This window comes from Amphritea sp. GJ51-11, assembly GCF_055808735.1.
This window is the reverse complement of record NZ_CM147881.1, coordinates 2457291-2475929: the sequence shown is the minus strand read 5'-3', so window position 1 is coordinate 2475929 and position 18639 is coordinate 2457291. Positions and strand designations below refer to the sequence as shown.

Annotated in this window: 17 protein-coding genes; 13 read left to right on the top strand and 4 right to left on the bottom strand. The window is 50.0% G+C overall.

Annotated elements, in window-relative coordinates; translation table 11 throughout:
• Nucleotides 1–100: 100 nt before the first annotated feature.
• A complete protein-coding gene (locus AC0L4K_RS11070) occupies nucleotides 101–1294 on the bottom strand; it encodes a Bcr/CflA family multidrug efflux MFS transporter (RefSeq protein WP_473266125.1) in 1194 nt (397 codons plus the stop codon).
• A gap of 193 nt (nucleotides 1295–1487) precedes the next feature.
• Between AC0L4K_RS11070 and paaY the strand changes: the two genes are divergently transcribed.
• The 4 genes from paaY to AC0L4K_RS11050 all read left to right on the top strand — a co-directional run bounded on the left by paaY (nucleotide 1488) and on the right by AC0L4K_RS11050 (nucleotide 4093).
• A complete protein-coding gene (gene paaY, locus AC0L4K_RS11065; protein ID WP_473266124.1) occupies nucleotides 1488–2087 on the top strand; it encodes a phenylacetic acid degradation protein PaaY in 600 nt (199 codons plus the stop codon).
• A gap of 412 nt (nucleotides 2088–2499) precedes the next feature.
• Nucleotides 2500–3018 (top strand): TetR/AcrR family transcriptional regulator, encoded by a 519-nt coding sequence (locus tag AC0L4K_RS11060; RefSeq protein WP_473266122.1) that lies wholly within the window; start codon nucleotides 2500–2502, stop codon nucleotides 3016–3018.
• Complete coding sequence (locus tag AC0L4K_RS11055) at nucleotides 3015–3740, top strand: alcohol dehydrogenase catalytic domain-containing protein (RefSeq protein ID WP_473266119.1); 726 nt, start codon at nucleotides 3015–3017, stop codon at nucleotides 3738–3740. Before AC0L4K_RS11060 ends, AC0L4K_RS11055 begins: the two co-directional genes overlap by 4 nt.
• Before the next feature lie 8 nt (nucleotides 3741–3748).
• On the top strand, nucleotides 3749–4093 hold the full coding sequence (locus tag AC0L4K_RS11050) for a zinc-binding dehydrogenase (RefSeq protein ID WP_417222398.1): 345 nt from the start codon (nucleotides 3749–3751) through the stop codon (nucleotides 4091–4093).
• 119 nt (nucleotides 4094–4212) lie between these two features.
• Here the strand turns inward: AC0L4K_RS11050 and AC0L4K_RS11045 are convergent, their stop codons facing one another.
• On the bottom strand, nucleotides 4213–4842 hold the full coding sequence (locus tag AC0L4K_RS11045) for an NAD(P)-dependent oxidoreductase (protein WP_417222401.1): 630 nt from the start codon (nucleotides 4840–4842) through the stop codon (nucleotides 4213–4215).
• 120 nt (nucleotides 4843–4962) lie between these two features.
• Here AC0L4K_RS11045 and AC0L4K_RS11040 point away from each other — a divergent pair, with 120 nt between their 5' ends.
• From AC0L4K_RS11040 to rho, 4 genes are all read left to right on the top strand, one after another.
• Nucleotides 4963–5826, top strand: coding sequence for a LysR family transcriptional regulator (locus AC0L4K_RS11040; protein ID WP_417222403.1), 864 nt, complete (start codon nucleotides 4963–4965; stop codon nucleotides 5824–5826).
• A gap of 205 nt (nucleotides 5827–6031) precedes the next feature.
• Nucleotides 6032–6649, top strand: a complete 618-nt coding sequence (gene thrH / locus AC0L4K_RS11035) for a bifunctional phosphoserine phosphatase/homoserine phosphotransferase ThrH (RefSeq protein ID WP_417222406.1) — start codon at nucleotides 6032–6034, stop codon at nucleotides 6647–6649.
• Between the two features lie 121 nt (nucleotides 6650–6770).
• Nucleotides 6771–7523, top strand: a complete 753-nt coding sequence (locus AC0L4K_RS11030) for a pseudouridine synthase (protein ID WP_473266116.1) — start codon at nucleotides 6771–6773, stop codon at nucleotides 7521–7523.
• A gap of 17 nt (nucleotides 7524–7540) precedes the next feature.
• Entirely contained in the window at nucleotides 7541–8488 is a 948-nt protein-coding gene (gene rho / locus AC0L4K_RS11025; RefSeq protein ID WP_473266114.1) for a transcription termination factor Rho, read from the top strand.
• Nucleotides 8489–8564: 76 nt separating this feature from the next.
• Here the strand turns inward: rho and AC0L4K_RS11020 are convergent, their stop codons facing one another.
• Together AC0L4K_RS11020 and pabB are read right to left on the bottom strand one after the other, a co-directional pair.
• A complete protein-coding gene (locus AC0L4K_RS11020) occupies nucleotides 8565–9902 on the bottom strand; it encodes a DEAD/DEAH box helicase (RefSeq protein WP_473266112.1) in 1338 nt (445 codons plus the stop codon).
• 325 nt (nucleotides 9903–10227) lie between these two features.
• Complete coding sequence (gene pabB, locus AC0L4K_RS11015) at nucleotides 10228–11625, bottom strand: aminodeoxychorismate synthase component I (protein WP_417222419.1); 1398 nt, start codon at nucleotides 11623–11625, stop codon at nucleotides 10228–10230.
• A gap of 303 nt (nucleotides 11626–11928) precedes the next feature.
• Here pabB and AC0L4K_RS11010 point away from each other — a divergent pair, with 303 nt between their 5' ends.
• From AC0L4K_RS11010 to acnD, 5 genes are all read left to right on the top strand, one after another.
• Nucleotides 11929–12792, top strand: coding sequence for an alpha/beta fold hydrolase (locus tag AC0L4K_RS11010; RefSeq protein ID WP_473266110.1), 864 nt, complete (start codon nucleotides 11929–11931; stop codon nucleotides 12790–12792).
• Nucleotides 12793–12995: 203 nt separating this feature from the next.
• Nucleotides 12996–13700 (top strand): GntR family transcriptional regulator, encoded by a 705-nt coding sequence (locus AC0L4K_RS11005; protein ID WP_417222423.1) that lies wholly within the window; start codon nucleotides 12996–12998, stop codon nucleotides 13698–13700.
• A gap of 3 nt (nucleotides 13701–13703) precedes the next feature.
• Entirely contained in the window at nucleotides 13704–14594 is an 891-nt protein-coding gene (gene prpB / locus AC0L4K_RS11000; RefSeq protein WP_417222425.1) for a methylisocitrate lyase, read from the top strand.
• Between the two features lie 115 nt (nucleotides 14595–14709).
• Nucleotides 14710–15840 (top strand): bifunctional 2-methylcitrate synthase/citrate synthase, encoded by a 1131-nt coding sequence (prpC, locus tag AC0L4K_RS10995; protein ID WP_417222428.1) that lies wholly within the window; start codon nucleotides 14710–14712, stop codon nucleotides 15838–15840.
• An 84-nt stretch (nucleotides 15841–15924) separates the two neighbouring features.
• Nucleotides 15925–18528: a Fe/S-dependent 2-methylisocitrate dehydratase AcnD gene (acnD, locus tag AC0L4K_RS10990; protein ID WP_473266106.1), complete on the top strand. Its 2604-nt coding sequence runs from the start codon at nucleotides 15925–15927 to the stop codon at nucleotides 18526–18528.
• Nucleotides 18529–18639 lie beyond the last annotated feature (111 nt).

The window sequence follows — 18639 nt, the reverse complement described above, 5'->3', positions numbered from 1 at the left end:
TTGATTAAGTGAAAGCAGGCCGACAGAAACCTAATGCTGGTAAGAATATACCCTCGGTTTGTATTTGGCTATGGCCTTGCTAGGCGGTGATTTTAAAGGACTAACGGGGTGTTTTTGCGGGCAGTACCCAACAGCGAAAGCTTATCAATGACAGTAATCCCATCAGCGCGATGGTGGTAGCCATCGTCGTGGGGGTGCCGCTGTGATAGTGACCTACCAGCATACCGACACTGGCGGCGATTAGCGATTGAGTAAAACCAAGTAGTGAGGAGGCGGTGCCGGCCATCTTGGCGAAAGGGGCCAATGCACCAGCCATCGCCTGTGGCATCACCATTCCAACTCCACACATATAAACCACCTGAGTGATGGCGGTCAGCCAGAGGTTATGTATGCCAAATAAGGCGGGCAGTAGCATACAGAATCCGGCTGTCACGCTGACAAGTGTACCCCGTTTAAGTACGCCATTGATGCCCCGTCGAGAACCGATGCGCTGGGCAATTAAGGTACCGCTTATAAAACCGCCGGAAGCTAAGGCATAGAAAATACCACTGTGTTCGGCGGGTACCTTAAAGTAATCGATCAGTACAAAAGGGGCACCGGAGAGAAAGGCAAATAGACCTGCAAAGATAAAGCTACAGCAGAGGGTGTAGCCAAGATAAACCCGATGTGTCAGCAGGGTTGAAAAATTGGCCGCAATGATAGCCGGTTTTAATGAGCTACGATTCTCAACTGTGAGTGATTCTGGCACTTTAAAGGCAATCAGTAACAGGGAGATCAGGGCATACGCGGTGAGAAAGATAAAGGTCGAGCTCCACTCGAACCAGATGATCATATAACCGCCAATGATCGGAGCCGCCGCCGGGGCTAACGCCATCAGACTACCCATCATTGAGAGCACTTTGGCTGCGTTTACTGGCCCATGAATATCACGCACCATGGTGCGCCCTAACACCGGCCCGCTACAGGCGCCGAGAGCCTGTAGGAATCGATAGAGGATTAACTCTTCAATGGAGCTTGCTTGAGCGCAACCAAACGATGCGATAGTGAAGAGTGCCAGACCTGCTAGCAGGATGGGTTTGCGTCCAAAGCGGTCAGCCAGCGGGCCATAAAACAGTTGGGCGACGGCAAAGCCATAGAGAAAGACGGAGAGGGTTATCTGCACCCGATCGACGCTGGTATTAAAGGTCTCTGTTAGTCCCGGTAAGCTAGGTAGATACATATCGGTCGATAACGGCCCTAGCGCAACCGAGGCGGCGAGGGTGATGATGACAGCGGTGGAGTGCGGTTTAAACATCGAATTTCCGTCGTAACGTTCAGCCATGCGAGCTGGTTGCGGTGTTGGGTAAAAAGTTAAGCTGCATCATAACAACAAGTTACTTAGCATGTTAATTATATTCGGTGAAAATATAAATACGGGTATTCCTGTATATAAGAATGCGCTAAAATAGCACCCATGTGAGAATAATCAGGAAAGTGGATATTACATTATGAAAGTCTATGCAATCGATGGTATTACACCCGTGGTTGATCCAACCGCTTATGTTCATCCAACCGCTGTGCTAATTGGTGATGTGATCATTGGGCCGGGATGTTATGTCGGCCCTAACGCTTGTTTGCGCGGCGACTTTGGTCGCCTAGAGTTAAAGCGCGGTGCTAATCTGCAAGATACCTGTGTGATGCATGGCTTTCCTGGCACCGATACGACGGTTGAAGAAGACGGCCATATTGGCCATGGAGCGGTGCTGCATGGCTGTGTGATTGGCAAAAATGCGTTGGTCGGCATGAACTCTGTCATTATGGATGGCGCGGTCGTGGGTGAATCATCCATTGTGGCAGCGATGTCCTTTGTGAAAGCTAAGATGGAAGTGCCTGATCGTACGTTGGTGGCAGGTTCGCCGGCGCGTATTATCAAAGAGTTGACCGATAAAGAGATCGACTGGAAATCGGCAGGCACCCGTCAGTATCAAGATTTGACGCTGCGTAGTATGAATACCATGCAAGAAGTTGAACCCCTGACGGAAGTGGAAGCTGATCGTCCCCGCTTAGACGTGGGTGTTGAAGGGGCAATTCCTAAATATAAAAGTTGAATAATATCATCGTCAGATCGGACCCGTACCTACGGGAACACACTACCCTGTGGCTGTTTAATCTCGGCTGAGCGAATATCACTAAGTTAGTCTTGTTAGACTAACTTAGGATTTGACGGTGTATCTCCCTCTGCATCTTTGTACTCCTTCTATTGGCTAACTAAGGTTAACGCACGGATTATTACAGCGACTTAAGCTGCCGATATTTCTTGAATATCATAGATAAATGCTGAACATCGCTTTTAGTGGTGATGCCTCATTCCGTGAGACCTATTGATATCTTCGTACAACTCCACGTTGATTCTATTCCCTATTCCCTATCCCTAATAGGCTTGCTGCGCAGAGTCGTTGACAGGGTAGAGTGTTTGTTCTACTCTGCGGGTAGAATGGTTGTTCTACTTACGAGGTAGTCATGCTTAAAACGCAAATAGCCGCGCGTCTTGAGGCGGCATTTAGTCAATACGGTTTTGCCGAACCCAGCGTTGCACAGTTAAAAGAGGCCTGTGAGGTCAGCCTTCGCACTCTGTATAAACACTATCCCTCGAAAGAGGCGATGGTGGTGGCGGCATTGGCCTATCGTCATCAACGCTATTTGGCATTTCTATTACATGAGCATCCGCCAGCAGGTGTTGAGTCGATTATCTATATTTTCAATCGGCTAGAGCAGTGGATGGCGGAGTATGCGCCGCACGGTTGTTTGTCCATGAATGCCATCGCGGCTTTTCCTGATAATCAGCAGATAAACGCGGCGGTACAAGCGCATAAGACGGCGGTACATCAGTTTTTGGCTGAACAAAGCCTGAGGGATGATCTAGCGACGGCTATTTTTATCTTACATGAAGGCGTGTCCAGCGCTTGGCCAGTACTAGGCCGAGATGCGGTGATGGCGGCTCAACAGGTGCTATTAACACTTTTTAATGAGGATCAATGATGACTATACCAACAACGATGCAGGGTATTCAGCTAATCGGTCACGGTGGCCTGGAGATGTTGCAATTCAATGAAACGATTGCCGTGCCAACGCCCTCAGCGAATGAGGTATTGATTCAGGTGGCTGCAGCAGGAGTTAATAATACCGACATCAATACGCGTATTGGCTGGTATTCCAAACAGGCTGTTGACGGTGATAACACTGGCAGTGAGATCTCCGCGGAGGATGCCAGTTGGGCTGGGAATGCCTTACGTTTTCCGCTGATTCAAGGGGCTGATGTATGTGGAACCATCGTTGCGGTTGGTGACAATGTTGACGCCCAACGTATCGGCGAACGTGTGTTGATTGAGCCCTGTCTTCGCGAAGCCGATGGCCAATGGTTGGATCAGCCTTGGTACTATGGTTCTGAATGCAATGGCGGATTTGCACAGTATACGGTGGTCGCCGCGCGGCATGCCTATGCAGTTGATAGTGCGTTGACGGATATCGAGCTTGCCTCTTTTCCATGCTCCTATTCCACCGCCGAAAATATGCTGACCCGTGCTAAGGTTGTCGCACAAGATCGGGTATTGGTCTCTGGTGCCTCGGGTGGTGTCGGCTCGGCGGCGGTACAGTTGGCCAAAGCACGGGGTGCTTATGTCATCGCCATTACGAGTTCGAGTAAAAGTGAACAGTTGTTAGCATTGGGGCCGATGAAGTCGTTCTACGGAATTCTGATTTAATCGAAGTCTTGGCAGAAAACAGTGTCGATGTTGTGATTGATCTGGTGGCTGGACCGCAGTGGCCACAATTTTTACAGTTGCTAAAGCCGGGTGGCCGTTATGCGGTATCGGGCGCGATTGGTGGACCTTTAGTCGAGTTGGATGTTAGAACGCTGTATCTGAAAGATTTAAGTCTATTGGGCTGTACAGTGCTTGGCGAGGAGGTATTCCAAAACCTAGTGCAGCGGATTGAGCGGGGAGAGATTAAACCGATTGTGGCGCAAACTTTCCCTTTGGCACAGATCGAAGCGGCCCAAGCGCAGTTCTTGAAAAAACAGCATGTTGGTAAAATAGTGTTAACACTAGCACCCTAATACAGAGGCTTTATATAAGGTGTTGTTCTGATGGCACATCTTGCCATCCATCACAGCCGGTTACGATGTCTGTAACTCGGCTGTGTATTTTAAACCGGCGTCAGACGCCGAGTCTCTTCTTAGTAAGCAAGGCAGATCCGCTGTTGTGGATGTGCACCGGATTCAACTTCATCGAGTAAACCTACAGCATAATCCTGTACGCTGATTTTGCAGTTACCTTCGGCATCGCTCAGGAGTTGATCGCCACCCACGCGATATTGCCCCGTTTTTTCACCCGGGAAAATGTCAGCCGCTGGGCTAATAAAGGTCCAGTTAACAGTGCTACCACTGTTTTTGAATATATTAAGCGCTTCGCCTTGGGCGAGGCCTTCATCTTTAAACTCTGCTGGAAACTCCGGAATAGAGATTAGCTTAACACCCGGTGCAACTTCGAGAGAGCCTGCGCCACCGACCCAGACCAGACGGTTTAGTGAAGTAGTTGGTAGTGCCGCTAACAGTTTTTTGGCGCTAGCCGCGACGATCTCATGGTTTCCCTTTGCGCGTCCGCTAATGGAGACGATCAACGCATCCGCACCGTCAATAACGCTGGCGATATCATCTTTTTGAATATCAAAATCACGCTTGGTGATGTTATCAGCCAGTTTACTGCTGTCTCGCGCGAGGCCAATGACGTTATGGCCCCGTGCCGTTGCTTCTGTTGCGATAGTCGAACCGATCCAGCCGGATGCACCTAAAATTGCTATGTTCATGTTTGTACTCCTGGCGTTTGTTATGCCTGTTGATTAAGGATTGAGTACAGTTTATTGATAACAAATTAAGTGATAAATATGTAAAATTGTTCTTCTTTGTAACAGATAAGGATCTAATTGATGGTGCAGTTGGATGCGATGCGCAGTTTTGTTGAGGTGGCTGCACTGGGGAGTTTCACGCAAGCGGCAGATCAGTTGAATATTCCGCGTATGCGCATGACACGACATATTCAGGAACTTGAAGACTGGCTACAAGTGCGCTTGTTACATCGGACTACTCGACGGGTGAGTTTAACCACCGCGGGGGAGGAGGCCTTACGTATTTGTGAACGAATACTCAATGATGCCGCCGCGCTTGAAAACAGTGCCCAGCAATATACTCAAGGTTTGGTGGGTGATATTCGTATTGCCGCACCGATTGGCGTCGGCCAAGGAAAATTATTACAGCTGATAGAGGGTTTCTGCCAGCAGCATAAAAATGTCAGTTTTCAGTTTTTACTCTCCGATAAAAATGCCCAACTGGTGGATGAGCGAGTGGATATCGCCCTGCGATATACCCATCAACCGGACGATAATCTAATCGCGCGTCAGTTGTTTGAGTCGGGGCCGGTGTTATGTGCTGCACCGGCTTATCTGGCGGAGCAGGGCACCCCGACTACCGTGGCCGAGCTCAGTCAGCATCGCTGTTTGGTGCACCTCAATCAATCCCAGTGGCACTTTCCCTCCGGCGAAGAGGTTAAGGTGCGTGGCCCTCTAAGAGCCAATGACGCGGTAACACTGGTTGATGCCGCACGTGCGGGAATGGGAATCGCTCGTTTGCCTTCGGACTTGGTTGACGGTTTTCTAGAAAATGGTGAACTCGTTGCATTACCGGACATCTTTGCATTGTCGACACAGGCGGTGTGGGCGGTATATCTATCGCGTAGCTATCAACAACCGGTTGTTAGGGCCTTTATCGATTACGCGGTCGAGCAGTGGCGCTGATGGACTATCTTGGCGTTTAAGCGGGCTCATCTGAGCGTACATACTGACAAGTAGGGCATGAGTGTGCGTTGCTGATGAGTCGCAGCCCGAGTAGGGCTTGCCTGAAGCCGTTGCAACACCCGCTTAATCCGGTAGAATCTGCGCACACATTTACGAATCACTGCGAACCATTCAATTCGCATTTGCCATTATTTAGGAGTCGCTTGTGGAACTCGCATGTCTTGACCTAGAAGGTGTACTGATCCCTGAGATCTGGATCGCTTTTGCTGAAGAAACTGGAATTGAAGAACTGAAAGCGACTACCCGCGACATTCCTGATTACGATGTGCTGATGAAACAGCGTCTGCGTATTCTCGATGAGCACGGTCTGACACTACCACAGATTCAAGCCACCATCGATCGTTTGTCGCCGCTAGAAGGGGCACGGGAATTTATCGATTGGCTGCGCGAGCGTTTTCAGGTGGTGATTTTGTCGGATACCTTTTACGAGTTTGCCGCTCCGCTGATGAAGCAACTGGGCTATCCAACCCTGTTGTGTCATAAGTTAGAAGTAGATGAGACCGGGCGGATTACCGATTATACCCTGCGTCAGAAAGATCCTAAGCGTCAGTCGGTACGTGCCTTTCAGTTACTGAACTACCGGGTAATCGCGGCGGGTGATTCCTATAACGACACCACCATGCTAACCCAGGCGGAAGCCGGCGTACTGTTTCATTCGCCGCAGAATGTGATCGATGAATTTCCGCAGTTCCCCGCAGTACAGACCTTTGATGATCTGAAAAAAGAGTTTATCAAGGCCAGTAATCGCGATCTGACGCTGTAATATTTGCGGCTAGCCAGACAACGCGCCTTTAGCTGATTAAAGGTGTAGTTCGTCAGGCTAGCACAATCATAAGAAGAGCGCTGAGGCGCTCTTTTGTCATTCATGCTGCGACGTTTGTGCGATGCGATTAGATAAATTTATCTGTAAAAGTAGCGAATATTCGTTGCCCGAGGCATTAGCGTTAATCAAACAGCAACGGCTTGTGGTCAATGATCAGGTTGTCACTGAGGCATCCCATCAGATACACCAAAATAATGTTGTCACGCTGGATGCTCAACGTTTAATTCCACGTCCCTTTCGCTACTTTTTACTGCATAAACCTGTCGATATGATCTGCTCCAATATTGATGAGCAATACCCGTCCGTGTTTAATCTTTTGACGGTTGATCGTCCAAGTGAACTGCATATCGCTGGCCGTTTGGATGCCGATACCACCGGACTAGTGTTATTGACGGATGATGGTCATTGGTCTTATAGACTCACATCACCTAAACATCATTGTGAAAAAATGTATAAAGTGGAGCTAACACGGCCACTGACGGCTGATGCAGCGCAACGCTTTCAGGTCGGTATGCTACTTCAAGGGGAAGCCGTACTAACACGACCGGCAACGCTGCAGGTTATTGATCCTTACCATGTGTATCTAACCCTTACAGAAGGGCGTTTTCATCAGGTTAAGCGGATGTTTGCCGCGATCGGTAATCGGGTGAAGGCGTTGCACCGCCAGCAAATAGGTAGTCTTTCGTTGGATGTCGAGCTGGGTGATTGGCGCAGCTTAACGGCAGCAGAAGTTCAATCTCTTGCCGGGGATGATGAGAGTTATCATGCAACAACTATTGCTGCCACACATCCGACTAACACTCCTTATTCGTAGAGTTATAATTCAAGACCATGACGAGAAAAACATTAAGTTTAAAGGTTAAAAAAGATAAGACCGCGGATAAGGTAAGCGAAGATCCGTTTGAGGCTGATCCGCAAAAGCGTTTTTTAAATGGGGTGGCGATTCATCCGACTCCCTGTATTCGTCTTGAAACGGGTTCTGCCGAATTGTCTATGCGGGCAATGGATCTGATTACCCCCATCGGTATGGGGCAACGAGGGCTGGTGGTTGCACCGCCGGGTTCGGGTAAATCGACGCTGCTAAAGCATATTTGTCAGTCGGTCGGGACGGCCTATCCTGAGATCAAGCTTTATGCGCTACTGATTGATGAGCGGCCTGAAGAGGTGACGGATTTTAAGCGCAGTGTGACCGCAGAGGTGCATGCTTCATCGTCGGATGAAAGTTATGCTCAGCATGTGCGCGTGGCGAATGAGTTACTGAATAAGGCGCGTCAGGAAGCGGGCGAAGGTCATGATGTAATGATCGTCATTGACTCACTCACACGGCTGTCTCGGGTTCATAATGCCGAGCAAAAGAGCAGTGGTCGCACGATGTCGGGCGGTGTCGATGCCCGTGCATTGGAGATACCACGTAAGCTATTTGGTGCCGCGAGAAAAATTGAAAACGGTGGCTCTCTGACGATCTTGGCAACCATCCTTGTGGATACCGGTAGTCGTATGGATCAGGTCATCTTTGAAGAGTTCAAAGGCACCGGTAATATGGAAGTCGTACTGTCACGGGAGATTGCCAGCTACCGTATTTTCCCTGCGTTGGATATTGCCAAAAGTAGCACCCGTCGAGAAGAGCTGCTGTTGGATGCAAAAGACATCGCTAAAATTCACACGTTGCGCCGCTCATTGACGAACCTGAAACCGATCGATGGGGCGAGACGCTTAGTTAAGCTATTAGAAACATATCCAACCAATGCTGAGCTTTTAAATGCAATGGTGACTGATTAGCACTGACGTGATCGTTACCCAAAAATGAGGAAGAGCGCCAAGGCGCTCTTTTTTGTCGACGATGTTTACTCAGCTCTTAGCCCCAAATATGTTTATTGGGTCGGTCGTCATTTTTATCGACAGAGGCTTTTTTACCCCGGCTTTTATGCGCGGCATTCGCTCTGTTTTGTGGTGGCGCTGTGTTGGATCGAGATTTTTGTGAACCGCTTTTAGGCATCGGTGGCTTGCTGGTACGAACAAAATTTAACACGGAGACCGGCACCTCTTTTCTCACTGCGAAACCATCAATCTCCTTACGTTCGATAATCTGGTCAAGACGACTTTCAATGGCGCAAAGGTTTTTAAAATCCCCCATGGCGACAAAAGAGATCGCTTCACCCGTAGCGCCGGCACGACCGGTACGGCCAATACGGTGGATGTAATCTTCCGGCTTGAAAGGTAGGTCGTAATTCACAACCCGACTGAGTTCACCAATATCCAAACCCCGAGCGGCAACACCGGTGGCCACTAAGTATTTAAGCTTACCCGATTTAAAATCCGTCAGAATTTTCTCACGCATCGCTTGGCTTCGATCACCATGGATAGCTTCCGCGACAATACCGCGCTTCGCCAATTGAACCACCAGTTTAGCCGCTGCGTGTTTCTTCTCAATAAAGATCAGCGCTTGATCCCACTGCTGTTCATTAATCAGGTGGCTCAGCAGTGCGGACTTGGTGTCTTTATCGACCGTAATTAACCACTGATGAATGGTGCTGGCCGCCTTAGTCTTGGGTGAAACCGATATCTCAACGGCAGGGCTGGCGACTTTGCTATCGGTGAAGCGATCGGCGATATCACGGACATCGTCACTCATGGTGGCTGAAAATAGCAGGTTCTGGCGGGCTTCAGGTAAGCGGTCGATGATCTTATTAATATCCCCGGCAAACCCCATATCTACCATACGGTCTGCTTCATCAAGCACCAGTACTTCCAGTTCATCAAAATGCAGCGCACGTTGATGGGCGAGATCAAGCAGACGGCCGGTTGTCGCTACTAAAATATCCACCCCTTCGATCAGCCGCTCTTTTTGTGGCTCAACATCCACTCCGCCATACACCGCCATCGAAGTAAGATTCAGATGACGACTGTATTGCGCAACATTGTCCGCCACCTGAATCGCTAATTCCCGTGTAGGGGTAATAATCAGTGCGCGTATGCGCTTACCCCGCAGTGTACGTTCCTGATTAAAACGTTCCAGTATCGGGAGAACAAAGGCTGCGGTTTTACCGGTGCCGGTTTGGGCAGTGGCAATCAGATCTTTACCAGACAGAATGATCGGAATCGCTTGCTTCTGGATCGGTGTAGGGGCGGTATAACCCAGTTCGTTAATGGCGTGTAGAATCGGATCGGATAATCCAAGGTTTGAAAATGGCATAGAGGTTCGGGGAGCTCGGCAAAGGAGAGTAGAGCGCAGTATAGCGTAAAAGCATGAAGGCTGGTGCGAGTTGTTAGATGTGGCTTCGCCACATGCTAGAGCGTCGCAGTGCTACTCACTAGAAAACACAACGGTTGTCGTCATCGATGGGACAATTGCGATAGCGTTAAATCCGGTAGGTTACTGGCGTAGCCGTATTTTAGTTGGTAACTTTGATCGGTCTATGTAGCTCGGCTAGGGACTGAATAGACCCTGTACATAGCATTGTGTAACAAACCAACACTTTGTATAGCAATGTAACTACTAGAAAGCGACGCAGTGACGCCTAGCCACTGCGCTTACCAATTGTCTCTTCCAACGGCCACAATAGGTTGTTCACCTTGTCGTAAGTCTCCTGATATTCGTTGGCGGTTTCTGAATCGGCGACGATGCCACCGCCGGCCCAGCAGTGGACCTCTCCTTTTTGGCAGATCAGGGTACGGATGGTGATGCTGGTATCGATCTGGCCGGAAAAGCTAAGGTAGCCGATTGAACCACAGTAAACTGAGCGGCGGTGGGGTTCGAGTTCTTCGATAATTTCCATGGCGCGAATTTTGGGAGCGCCGGTGATTGAACCGCCAGGGAAGCTGTGTTCGAGTAATTCTATCGGGCTTTTATCCGCTGCGAGTTTGCCGGTAATGGTACTCACGAGGTGGTGCACGTTGGCATAGGATTCGACGGCAAAGAGTTTAGGCACGCGGACACTGCCATGTTCACACACTTTGCTGATATCGTTGCGCATCAGGTCAACAATCATTAGATTTTCAGCCCGGTCTTTTTCGCTGTCATGCAGTGCCAGTTTAAGCTGTGCATCCAACGCTGGATTGTCACCCCGTGGGCGGGTGCCTTTAATCGGCTTGGTGGTGACTTTCGCATCACGGACTTCTAGAAATTGCTCGGGCGAATGGGATAGGATCGCGCCGTTGGCAGTTTCGATATAGGCTGAATAGGGTGTTGGCGCATGTTCTCTTAAGCGTTTATAGGCATTCCAAGGATCGCCTTGATAACGGCTGCTGAAACGCTGGGCAAAATTCACCTGGTAGCAATCACCTGAGTGGATATAGTCGTTTATACGCGCCAGAGAGGCGTGATATTCCGCTTCACTCATATTGCTGCTAAAAGGGCAGCTAAGCTGAAAGTCGTCGGTTTGCGCTACTGGTTCACCGTTAAGTCGCTGCAGAATCGTGGTGGCCTCGGTCTCATTCACCAGCGGCGTGGTCATTAAGATGGCTGTTTGTAACTCATGGTCGACGATAACGGCCCAGCCGTAGATGCCCACCTGCATATCCGGTAGATCAATATCACAAAGGGTCTGTTCAGGCAGGGTTTCAAGGCTGCGGCCGAGGTCATAGGCGAAATAGCCCAGGATCCCCCCACAGAAAGGCAGCGCTTGGACATCGGCCTGTTCCGGGTGTGGGCAACGGATTTGATATTGATTAAACAGCTGTTGTAGGTGGGTAAAAGGGTTACCACTGAATTGCTGTTCACTGGACTGACGGTTAATCCGGGTGACTTGGTTTTGATAACTTAACTGCGCGTCAGGGTCGGCAGCGATAATATCGTATCGTCCGTATAAACCTGCGGGCTTACCACTATCGAGAAAAACTGGCGCCGCTAAGTGGCGGATACGTTCAAAATAGTGGGTTGAGTTGGGCAAATAAGGAAGCGGAAAAAGTCTGTACACCCGATAAACCTTCGTTCTTGCCTGTCTTGCGTTAAGACCGGTCGTTGTTATGTCAGTGACTCGCTACCAATGTATAGCGGTGCCGTTAAAGTCGGATTGTTAAACCCACTTATTCATGTCGTACTAACGCTCTGAAGCCAAGGTTTCAAGCGAATGTGAAAGCCGATTGTAGCTGGCTGGGGTAGTGAAAGCGAGATGCACAGGTTTTTTCGCCCACGACAGGCATTCTGCCGCGCAACAGGCTATCATTCTTCTTTTTTGTCTCGCCCGGATCCGTATAAACCAGAGTAATCAGACAGAACGATGATGAAACACCCGTACAAGATCAGTTTGCACCAATTTAATCTTCCCGATCAACAGATCAGTTATCAGCTTTATCGCAAAACCTGTGAGGGGACGCCCCGCCGTCTAGTGGTGTTGCATGGCGCGGGTGTTGCTGGCCAAGATACTTGGGCTGCCATTGCGATGCTGGTGACCCAGTGGGATGAGATTTTAATTCCAGACCAGCGGGGCACCGGTAATACCCGTTATCCTGATGGTGAAGAATATCCTTTTACGGTGAATGAGCTGGTAAATGATCTCAGTGGTCTCGTGGATCACCTGGGGTGGTGGGCGTTCGATCTGGCGGGCTATTCGATGGGGGGGATGGTCGCACTGTTATATAAGCAGCGTTACCATGATCGGGTGCAAAAACAGTTTTTGTTGGAAGCGGCAGTATTGGATAGGCCGAGTTGGGCATCGACGGTTGATCTTCGTCTTCAGTTTAGTGCGGCGGCCGAACAACTTAAACAGGACCAGGCGGAAAGCGGTATTAAAGCGTTTCTCGATACGATTTCACCCCATCGTAAAGTAACGCCTCAGACCGAGTTGTTGACAATCCAAAGGCTCGGCGCTCGACCACTGGGCTTTGCGAATGCCTTGAACTGTGTCACTGAAGCCATTAATGGGATTGATCGGGAGGCACTTGTCGCCGCTCAAGGTGATGTGACCAGTTTTATTGGTGGTCACAGTGTCGAACAGATGCATCAGTACCAGCGTGATCTGGCTGAACGCCTGCCAAATTGGCATTATTTTATCGTGCCAGGCACCGATCATTCCCTGCCATTCCAGAAACCTCGCCAGATTGCCCGTATTATGGATGCGGAGTTAAGCCGCTTTCTGGCCTGACCTAAACTTCTCTACTAGACTTAGAGCCTCGATTTCCGGGGCTTTTTTGTATCTTTCCTATACCCTAGGGTGATGCTAGGGTATACCCCTATACTTTTGTGGTATGTCGACAGTTTCGCCTTTAGTATGGTTGACGATCTACTTATTGGGCTGTATTGTTACCGAAATAACAAGATTGTCGACAATCCACCAAGAAGGTTGTAATGACAGAAATAATTGAATCAAGCGAGAGTGCCGCCGCAGTACGCACCTTAGCAGACCGAGTAAGTGGGCAGTTAATTACCGCCATTGTGCGCGGCGATATCCCCCCGGGTCAAAAAATCAGTGAACCGGAATTAGCGCGTACTTACGGCATCAGTCGTGGGCCACTACGTGAAGCGATTCGTCAGCTGGAAGGGCTGCGTTTGGTGGTTCGAATTCCCCATGTTGGCGCCCGTGTGGTGTCTTTGACACCGGAAGAGCTGATTGAGATTTACCGTATTCGTGAAGCACTCGAAGGCATGGCTTGTCGTTTGGCCGCCGAAAACATGTCGACAGATGAGATTAACAGTCTGCGCGAGCTGCTTTATCAGCATGAGAAAAATATTCAGGAGATCGATGGTCGCGCTTACTTTCAAAAAGAGGGCGACTTGGATTTCCACTACCGAATTGTTCAGTCCAGCAAGAATGCTAAGCTGTTTGAACTACTTGGTGGCGAGCTTTATCACCTGGTACGGATGTACCGTTATCAATTCAGCGTTTCTAAATCGCGTCCACAACGCGCCCTAAAGGAACACCATCGCATTCTGGATGCGATAGAAGAGCGGGATGGCGAGTTAGCAGAGCTGCTGATGCGTCGGCATATAGGCCGAGCACGCCGCAACATTGAAGAACGTCTGAATCCAACGAACAAAGAAGAGAGGGAGTAACCCATGAGCAAGCTAACCGCAGGCGGCCGTTTCCGCAAAGCACTAGAAGAGACTAATCCATTACAGATCGTCGGTACTGTTAATGCGTATCACGCCATGATGGCTGAGCGTGTTGGCCATCGTGCGGTTTACCTGTCCGGTGGTGGTATCGCTAACGCATCTTATGGTCTGCCTGATCTAGGTATGACGACCATGAATGACGTGCTTGAAGATGTTCGTCGTGTTTCCAGTGCTGTTGAAACGCCACTGATTGTTGATATCGATACCGGTTGGGGTGGGGCGTTCAATATTGCCCGTACCATTAAAGAAGTGATTAAGTCCGGTGCGGCGGGTTGTCATATCGAAGATCAGGTAGCGCAGAAGCGTTGTGGTCATCGTCCGAATAAAGAGATCGTATCAACCGCTGAAATGGTCGACCGTGTTAAAGCGGCTGTGGATGCCAAAACCGATGATGATTTCTTCCTGATTGCCCGTACTGATGCGTTCCAAATGGAAGGTCTGAATGCTGCGGTTGACCGTGCTCAAGCTTGTTTAGAAGCCGGTGCTGATGGCATCTTCGCTGAGGCGGTGCATACGCTGGACGATTACAAAGCTTTCGCTGAAGGTATCAATGGCGCGAACTTGCTGGCCAATATTACTGAATTTGGCGCAACCCCTCTGTTTAATACGGCTGAACTGGCTGAAACCGGCGTGAACATGGTGCTCTATCCATTGTCGGCATTCCGAGCGGCCAACCAAGCGGCGCTGAATGTATTTGAAGCGATTCTGCGTGACGGCGATCAGAAAGCCGTGGTTGATACCATGCAGACCCGTATGGATCTGTATGATTTCCTTAACTACCACGACTTTGAACAGAAGCTTGATGCGCTGTTTAAAGAAGGTAAGAACAAGTAATCAGCCTGTAGCTGAGCCCGGTCTTATCTGGCCGGGTATAAAACAACCTTAAAGCAATAATACTGTAACGGGTCGCCATGGTTGTCCAGGCTCGGAAGCAGAAAGGAGAGATAGGATGGCAGAAGCTAAGAAACTGAGTGGTGCGGGTTTGCGTGGTCAATCCGCCGGCGAAACAGCACTCTGTACGGTTGGGCAGTCAGGCGCAGGTTTGACTTACCGTGGTTATGACATCAAAGAACTGGCGGATAAAGCCCAGTTTGAAGAAGTGGCTTATCTGCTGCTGTACGGCAAACTCCCTAACCAAGGTGAGTTAGATGCCTATAAAGCCCGCCTTAAGGGGATGCGCGCTCTGCCGGACGCTCTGAAAACAGTATTGGAACAGATCCCGGCCGATGCTCATCCGATGGATGTGATGCGCACGGGTTGTTCAATGCTGGGCAACTTAGAAACGGAAATGAGCTTTGCTGAGCAACACGATCATATTGATCGTATGCTGGCAGTCTTCCCGGGCATGATCAACTACTGGTACAACTTTAGCCACCACGGCAAACGTATCAATGTTGAAACCGATGCGGACTCTATTGGTGAGCAGTTCCTATGGACGCTGCATGACAAAAAGCCAGAGCCACTGCATGTGGATGTGATGCATGCCTCGCTGATTGTGTATGCCGAGCATGAGTTTAATGCTTCGACCTTTACGGCTCGGGTGTGCGCTTCAACATTGTCGGATATCCATAGCTGTATCACGGCGGCGATCGGTTCGCTGCGAGGACCTCTGCATGGTGGGGCTAACGAAGCGGCTATGGCGATGATCCAAGATTGGCGTTCTCCTGAGGAAGCCGAGGCGGAAGTCATGGGCATGTTGGCGCGTAAGGATAAGATTATGGGCTTTGGTCATGCGATCTACCGTGAATCGGATCCGCGTAACGCGATCATTAAAGAGTGGTCGAAAAAGCTTTCAGAGCAGGCGGGTGATAAATACCTCTACGCTGTGTCTGAACGGGTTGAAGCGGTCATGTGGCGGGAGAAGAAACTTTTCTGTAACGCTGATTTCTTCCACGCGTCTGCCTATAACTTCATGGGTATTCCAACCGAGCTATTCACACCAATCTTTGTGTGCTCTCGGGCAGCCGGTTGGGCGGCACATGTGATGGAGCAGCGGGCCAATAACCGTATCATTCGTCCATCAGCCGATTACACCGGTCCAGAAAGTGCTGAGTGGGTTGATATTGCCGATCGCGCTTAAGCCCTCTCCAATAAGCCTTTGAGTAAGGCAAGAAGGGGCGTTGCCCCTTCTGACTGACGATAATATTTTCAAGACAGGTGTTATATGAACACTGAATACCGTAAATCATTAGCAGGCACCGACCTGGATTATTTCGATACCCGTGCGGCTGTCGACACAATTCAGCCGGGTGCTTATGCAAAACTGCCGTACACCTCACGGGTATTGGCAGAACAGCTGGTGCGTCGCTGCGAACCTGAAGCGCTGACCGATTCCCTGAAACAGCTGATCGAACGCAAACAGGATCTGGATTTTCCATGGTATCCGGCCCGTGTTGTTTGTCATGATATTCTTGGCCAAACGGCGCTGGTTGACCTTGCCGGTCTGCGTGATGCGATTGCCGATCAAGGTGGCGATCCAGCCAAAGTAAACCCAGTGGTTCCTACTCAACTGATTGTTGACCACTCGCTGGCAGTTGAAGCGCCGGGGTTTGATCCCGATGCCTTTGATAAAAACCGTGCCATTGAAGACCGTCGTAACGATGACCGTTTCCACTTTATCGAATGGTGTAAAACCGCCTTCGACAATGTTGATGTGATCCCTGCCGGTAATGGCATTATGCACCAGATCAACCTTGAGAAGATGTCACCGGTGATTCAGTCCCGTGATGGCGTTGCTTTCCCTGATACCTGTGTCGGCACGGATAGCCATACCCCACACGTTGATGCACTGGGTGTTATCGCTATCGGTGTAGGCGGACTCGAAGCCGAAACCGTTATGCTCGGTCGTCCATCCATGATGCGCCTACCGGATATTATCGGTGTTAAGTTGATCGGTAAACGCCAGCCAGGCATTACTGCGACGGACGTTGTACTGGCGATAACTGAGTTTCTGCGTAACGAGAAAGTTGTTTCTGCCTATCTAGAATTCTTTGGTGAGGGCGCTAAAGACCTGACCATCGGTGACCGTGCGACGATCTCCAATATGACCCCCGAATTCGGTGCCTCTGCCGGTATGTTCTATATCGATGAGCAGACCATTGATTATCTGAAGCTGACTGGCCGTGAACCTGAACAGGTGGCACTGGTTGAGCAGTATGCCAAAGAAACCGGCCTGTGGGCGGATGACTTGGTTGATGCTGAATATGGTCGGGTGTTGGAATTTGATCTGTCGAGCGTGTGCCGTAACATGGCCGGGCCTTCTAACCCACACCGTCGTTTGCCAACCGCCGATTTAGAATCCCGCGGTATTGCGGTTCATCTTGATGAAGCGCTGGCAGAAGAAGCCGAAGGGCTGATGCCGGATGGCGCCGTTATCATTGCGGCGATCACCTCCTGTACGAATACCTCTAACCCGCGTAACGTGGTGGCGGCTGGTTTGATCGCCCGTCGTGCGAACGAGTTAGGCTTGGTGCGTAAGCCTTGGGTTAAGACCTCTTTTGCGCCGGGCTCTAAAGTAGCTAAGCTCTACCTAGAAGAAGCAGGCCTGCTGTCTGAGATGGAAAAGCTGGGCTTCGGTATCGTCGGTTATGCCTGCACGACCTGTAATGGTATGAGCGGTGCGCTTGATCCTAAGATTCAGCAAGAGATTATCGACCGTGACCTGTATGCTACGGCGGTTCTGTCGGGCAACCGTAACTTCGATGGCCGTATCCATCCTTACGCGAAACAGGCGTTCTTGGCATCTCCTCCCTTAGTGGTTGCCTACGCGATTGCCGGTACGATTCGTTTTGATATCGAAAAAGATGTATTGGGAACCGATAAAGAGGGCAACCCGATTACGCTGAAAGATATCTGGCCAAGTGATGAAGAGATCGATTCGATCGTCGCCAGCTGTGTTAAACCTGAACAGTTTAAACAGGTTTATATCCCGATGTTTGATCTGGGTAAGGTCGAAAAATCGATCAGCCCTCTCTATGACTGGCGTCCACAGACCACCTACATTCGTCGTCCTCCTTATTGGGAAGGTGCGTTGGCCGGTGAGCGAACCATGAAAGGTATGGTGCCGTTGGCGGTATTGGGTGACAACATCACCACCGATCACCTGTCACCATCGAATGCGATTCAGGCATCCAGTGCGGCCGGTGAATACTGCGCCAAAATGGGCTTGCCGGAAGAAGATTTCAACTCCTATGCGACTCACCGAGGCGATCATCTCACCGCACAGCGGGCCACGTTTGCCAATCCTAAGCTGCTGAATGAGATGTGCCGCGATGAAAACGGTGAAGTGAAGCAGGGCTCGTTGGCACGTATCGAACCTGAAGGCACTGAAAGCCGCATGTGGGAAGCGATTGAAACCTATATGGAACGTAAACAACCGCTGATTATTATTGCCGGTGCAGACTATGGTCAGGGTTCTTCCCGCGATTGGGCTGCGAAAGGGGTACGGCTGGCGGGTGTTGAAACCATCGTTGCTGAAGGTTTTGAACGTATTCACCGTACCAACCTCGTGGGTATGGGGGTGTTACCGCTGCAGTTTAAAGCCGGTGATAATCGCAATACTTACGGTATTGATGGTACTGAAACCTATGACGTTGTTGGCGAAATTAGCCCACGCTGTGACCTAACAGTCGTGATGACACGTCGCAATGGTGAGGTGGTTGAGATTCCGGTGACTTGCCGTCTGGATACTGCAGAAGAGGTGCATGTCTACGGTGCCGGTGGTGTCTTGCAACGTTTTGCACAGGATTTCCTCGAAGCAAACGCATAATACCGTACGGGTAAACGAGGGTTGGACAGCGCTGTTGTCTGACCCTTTAGTTAACTCTTTGAAATTGCTTAATCAGTTGATTGCTCACTATCCTACGGCATTTAACGCGAT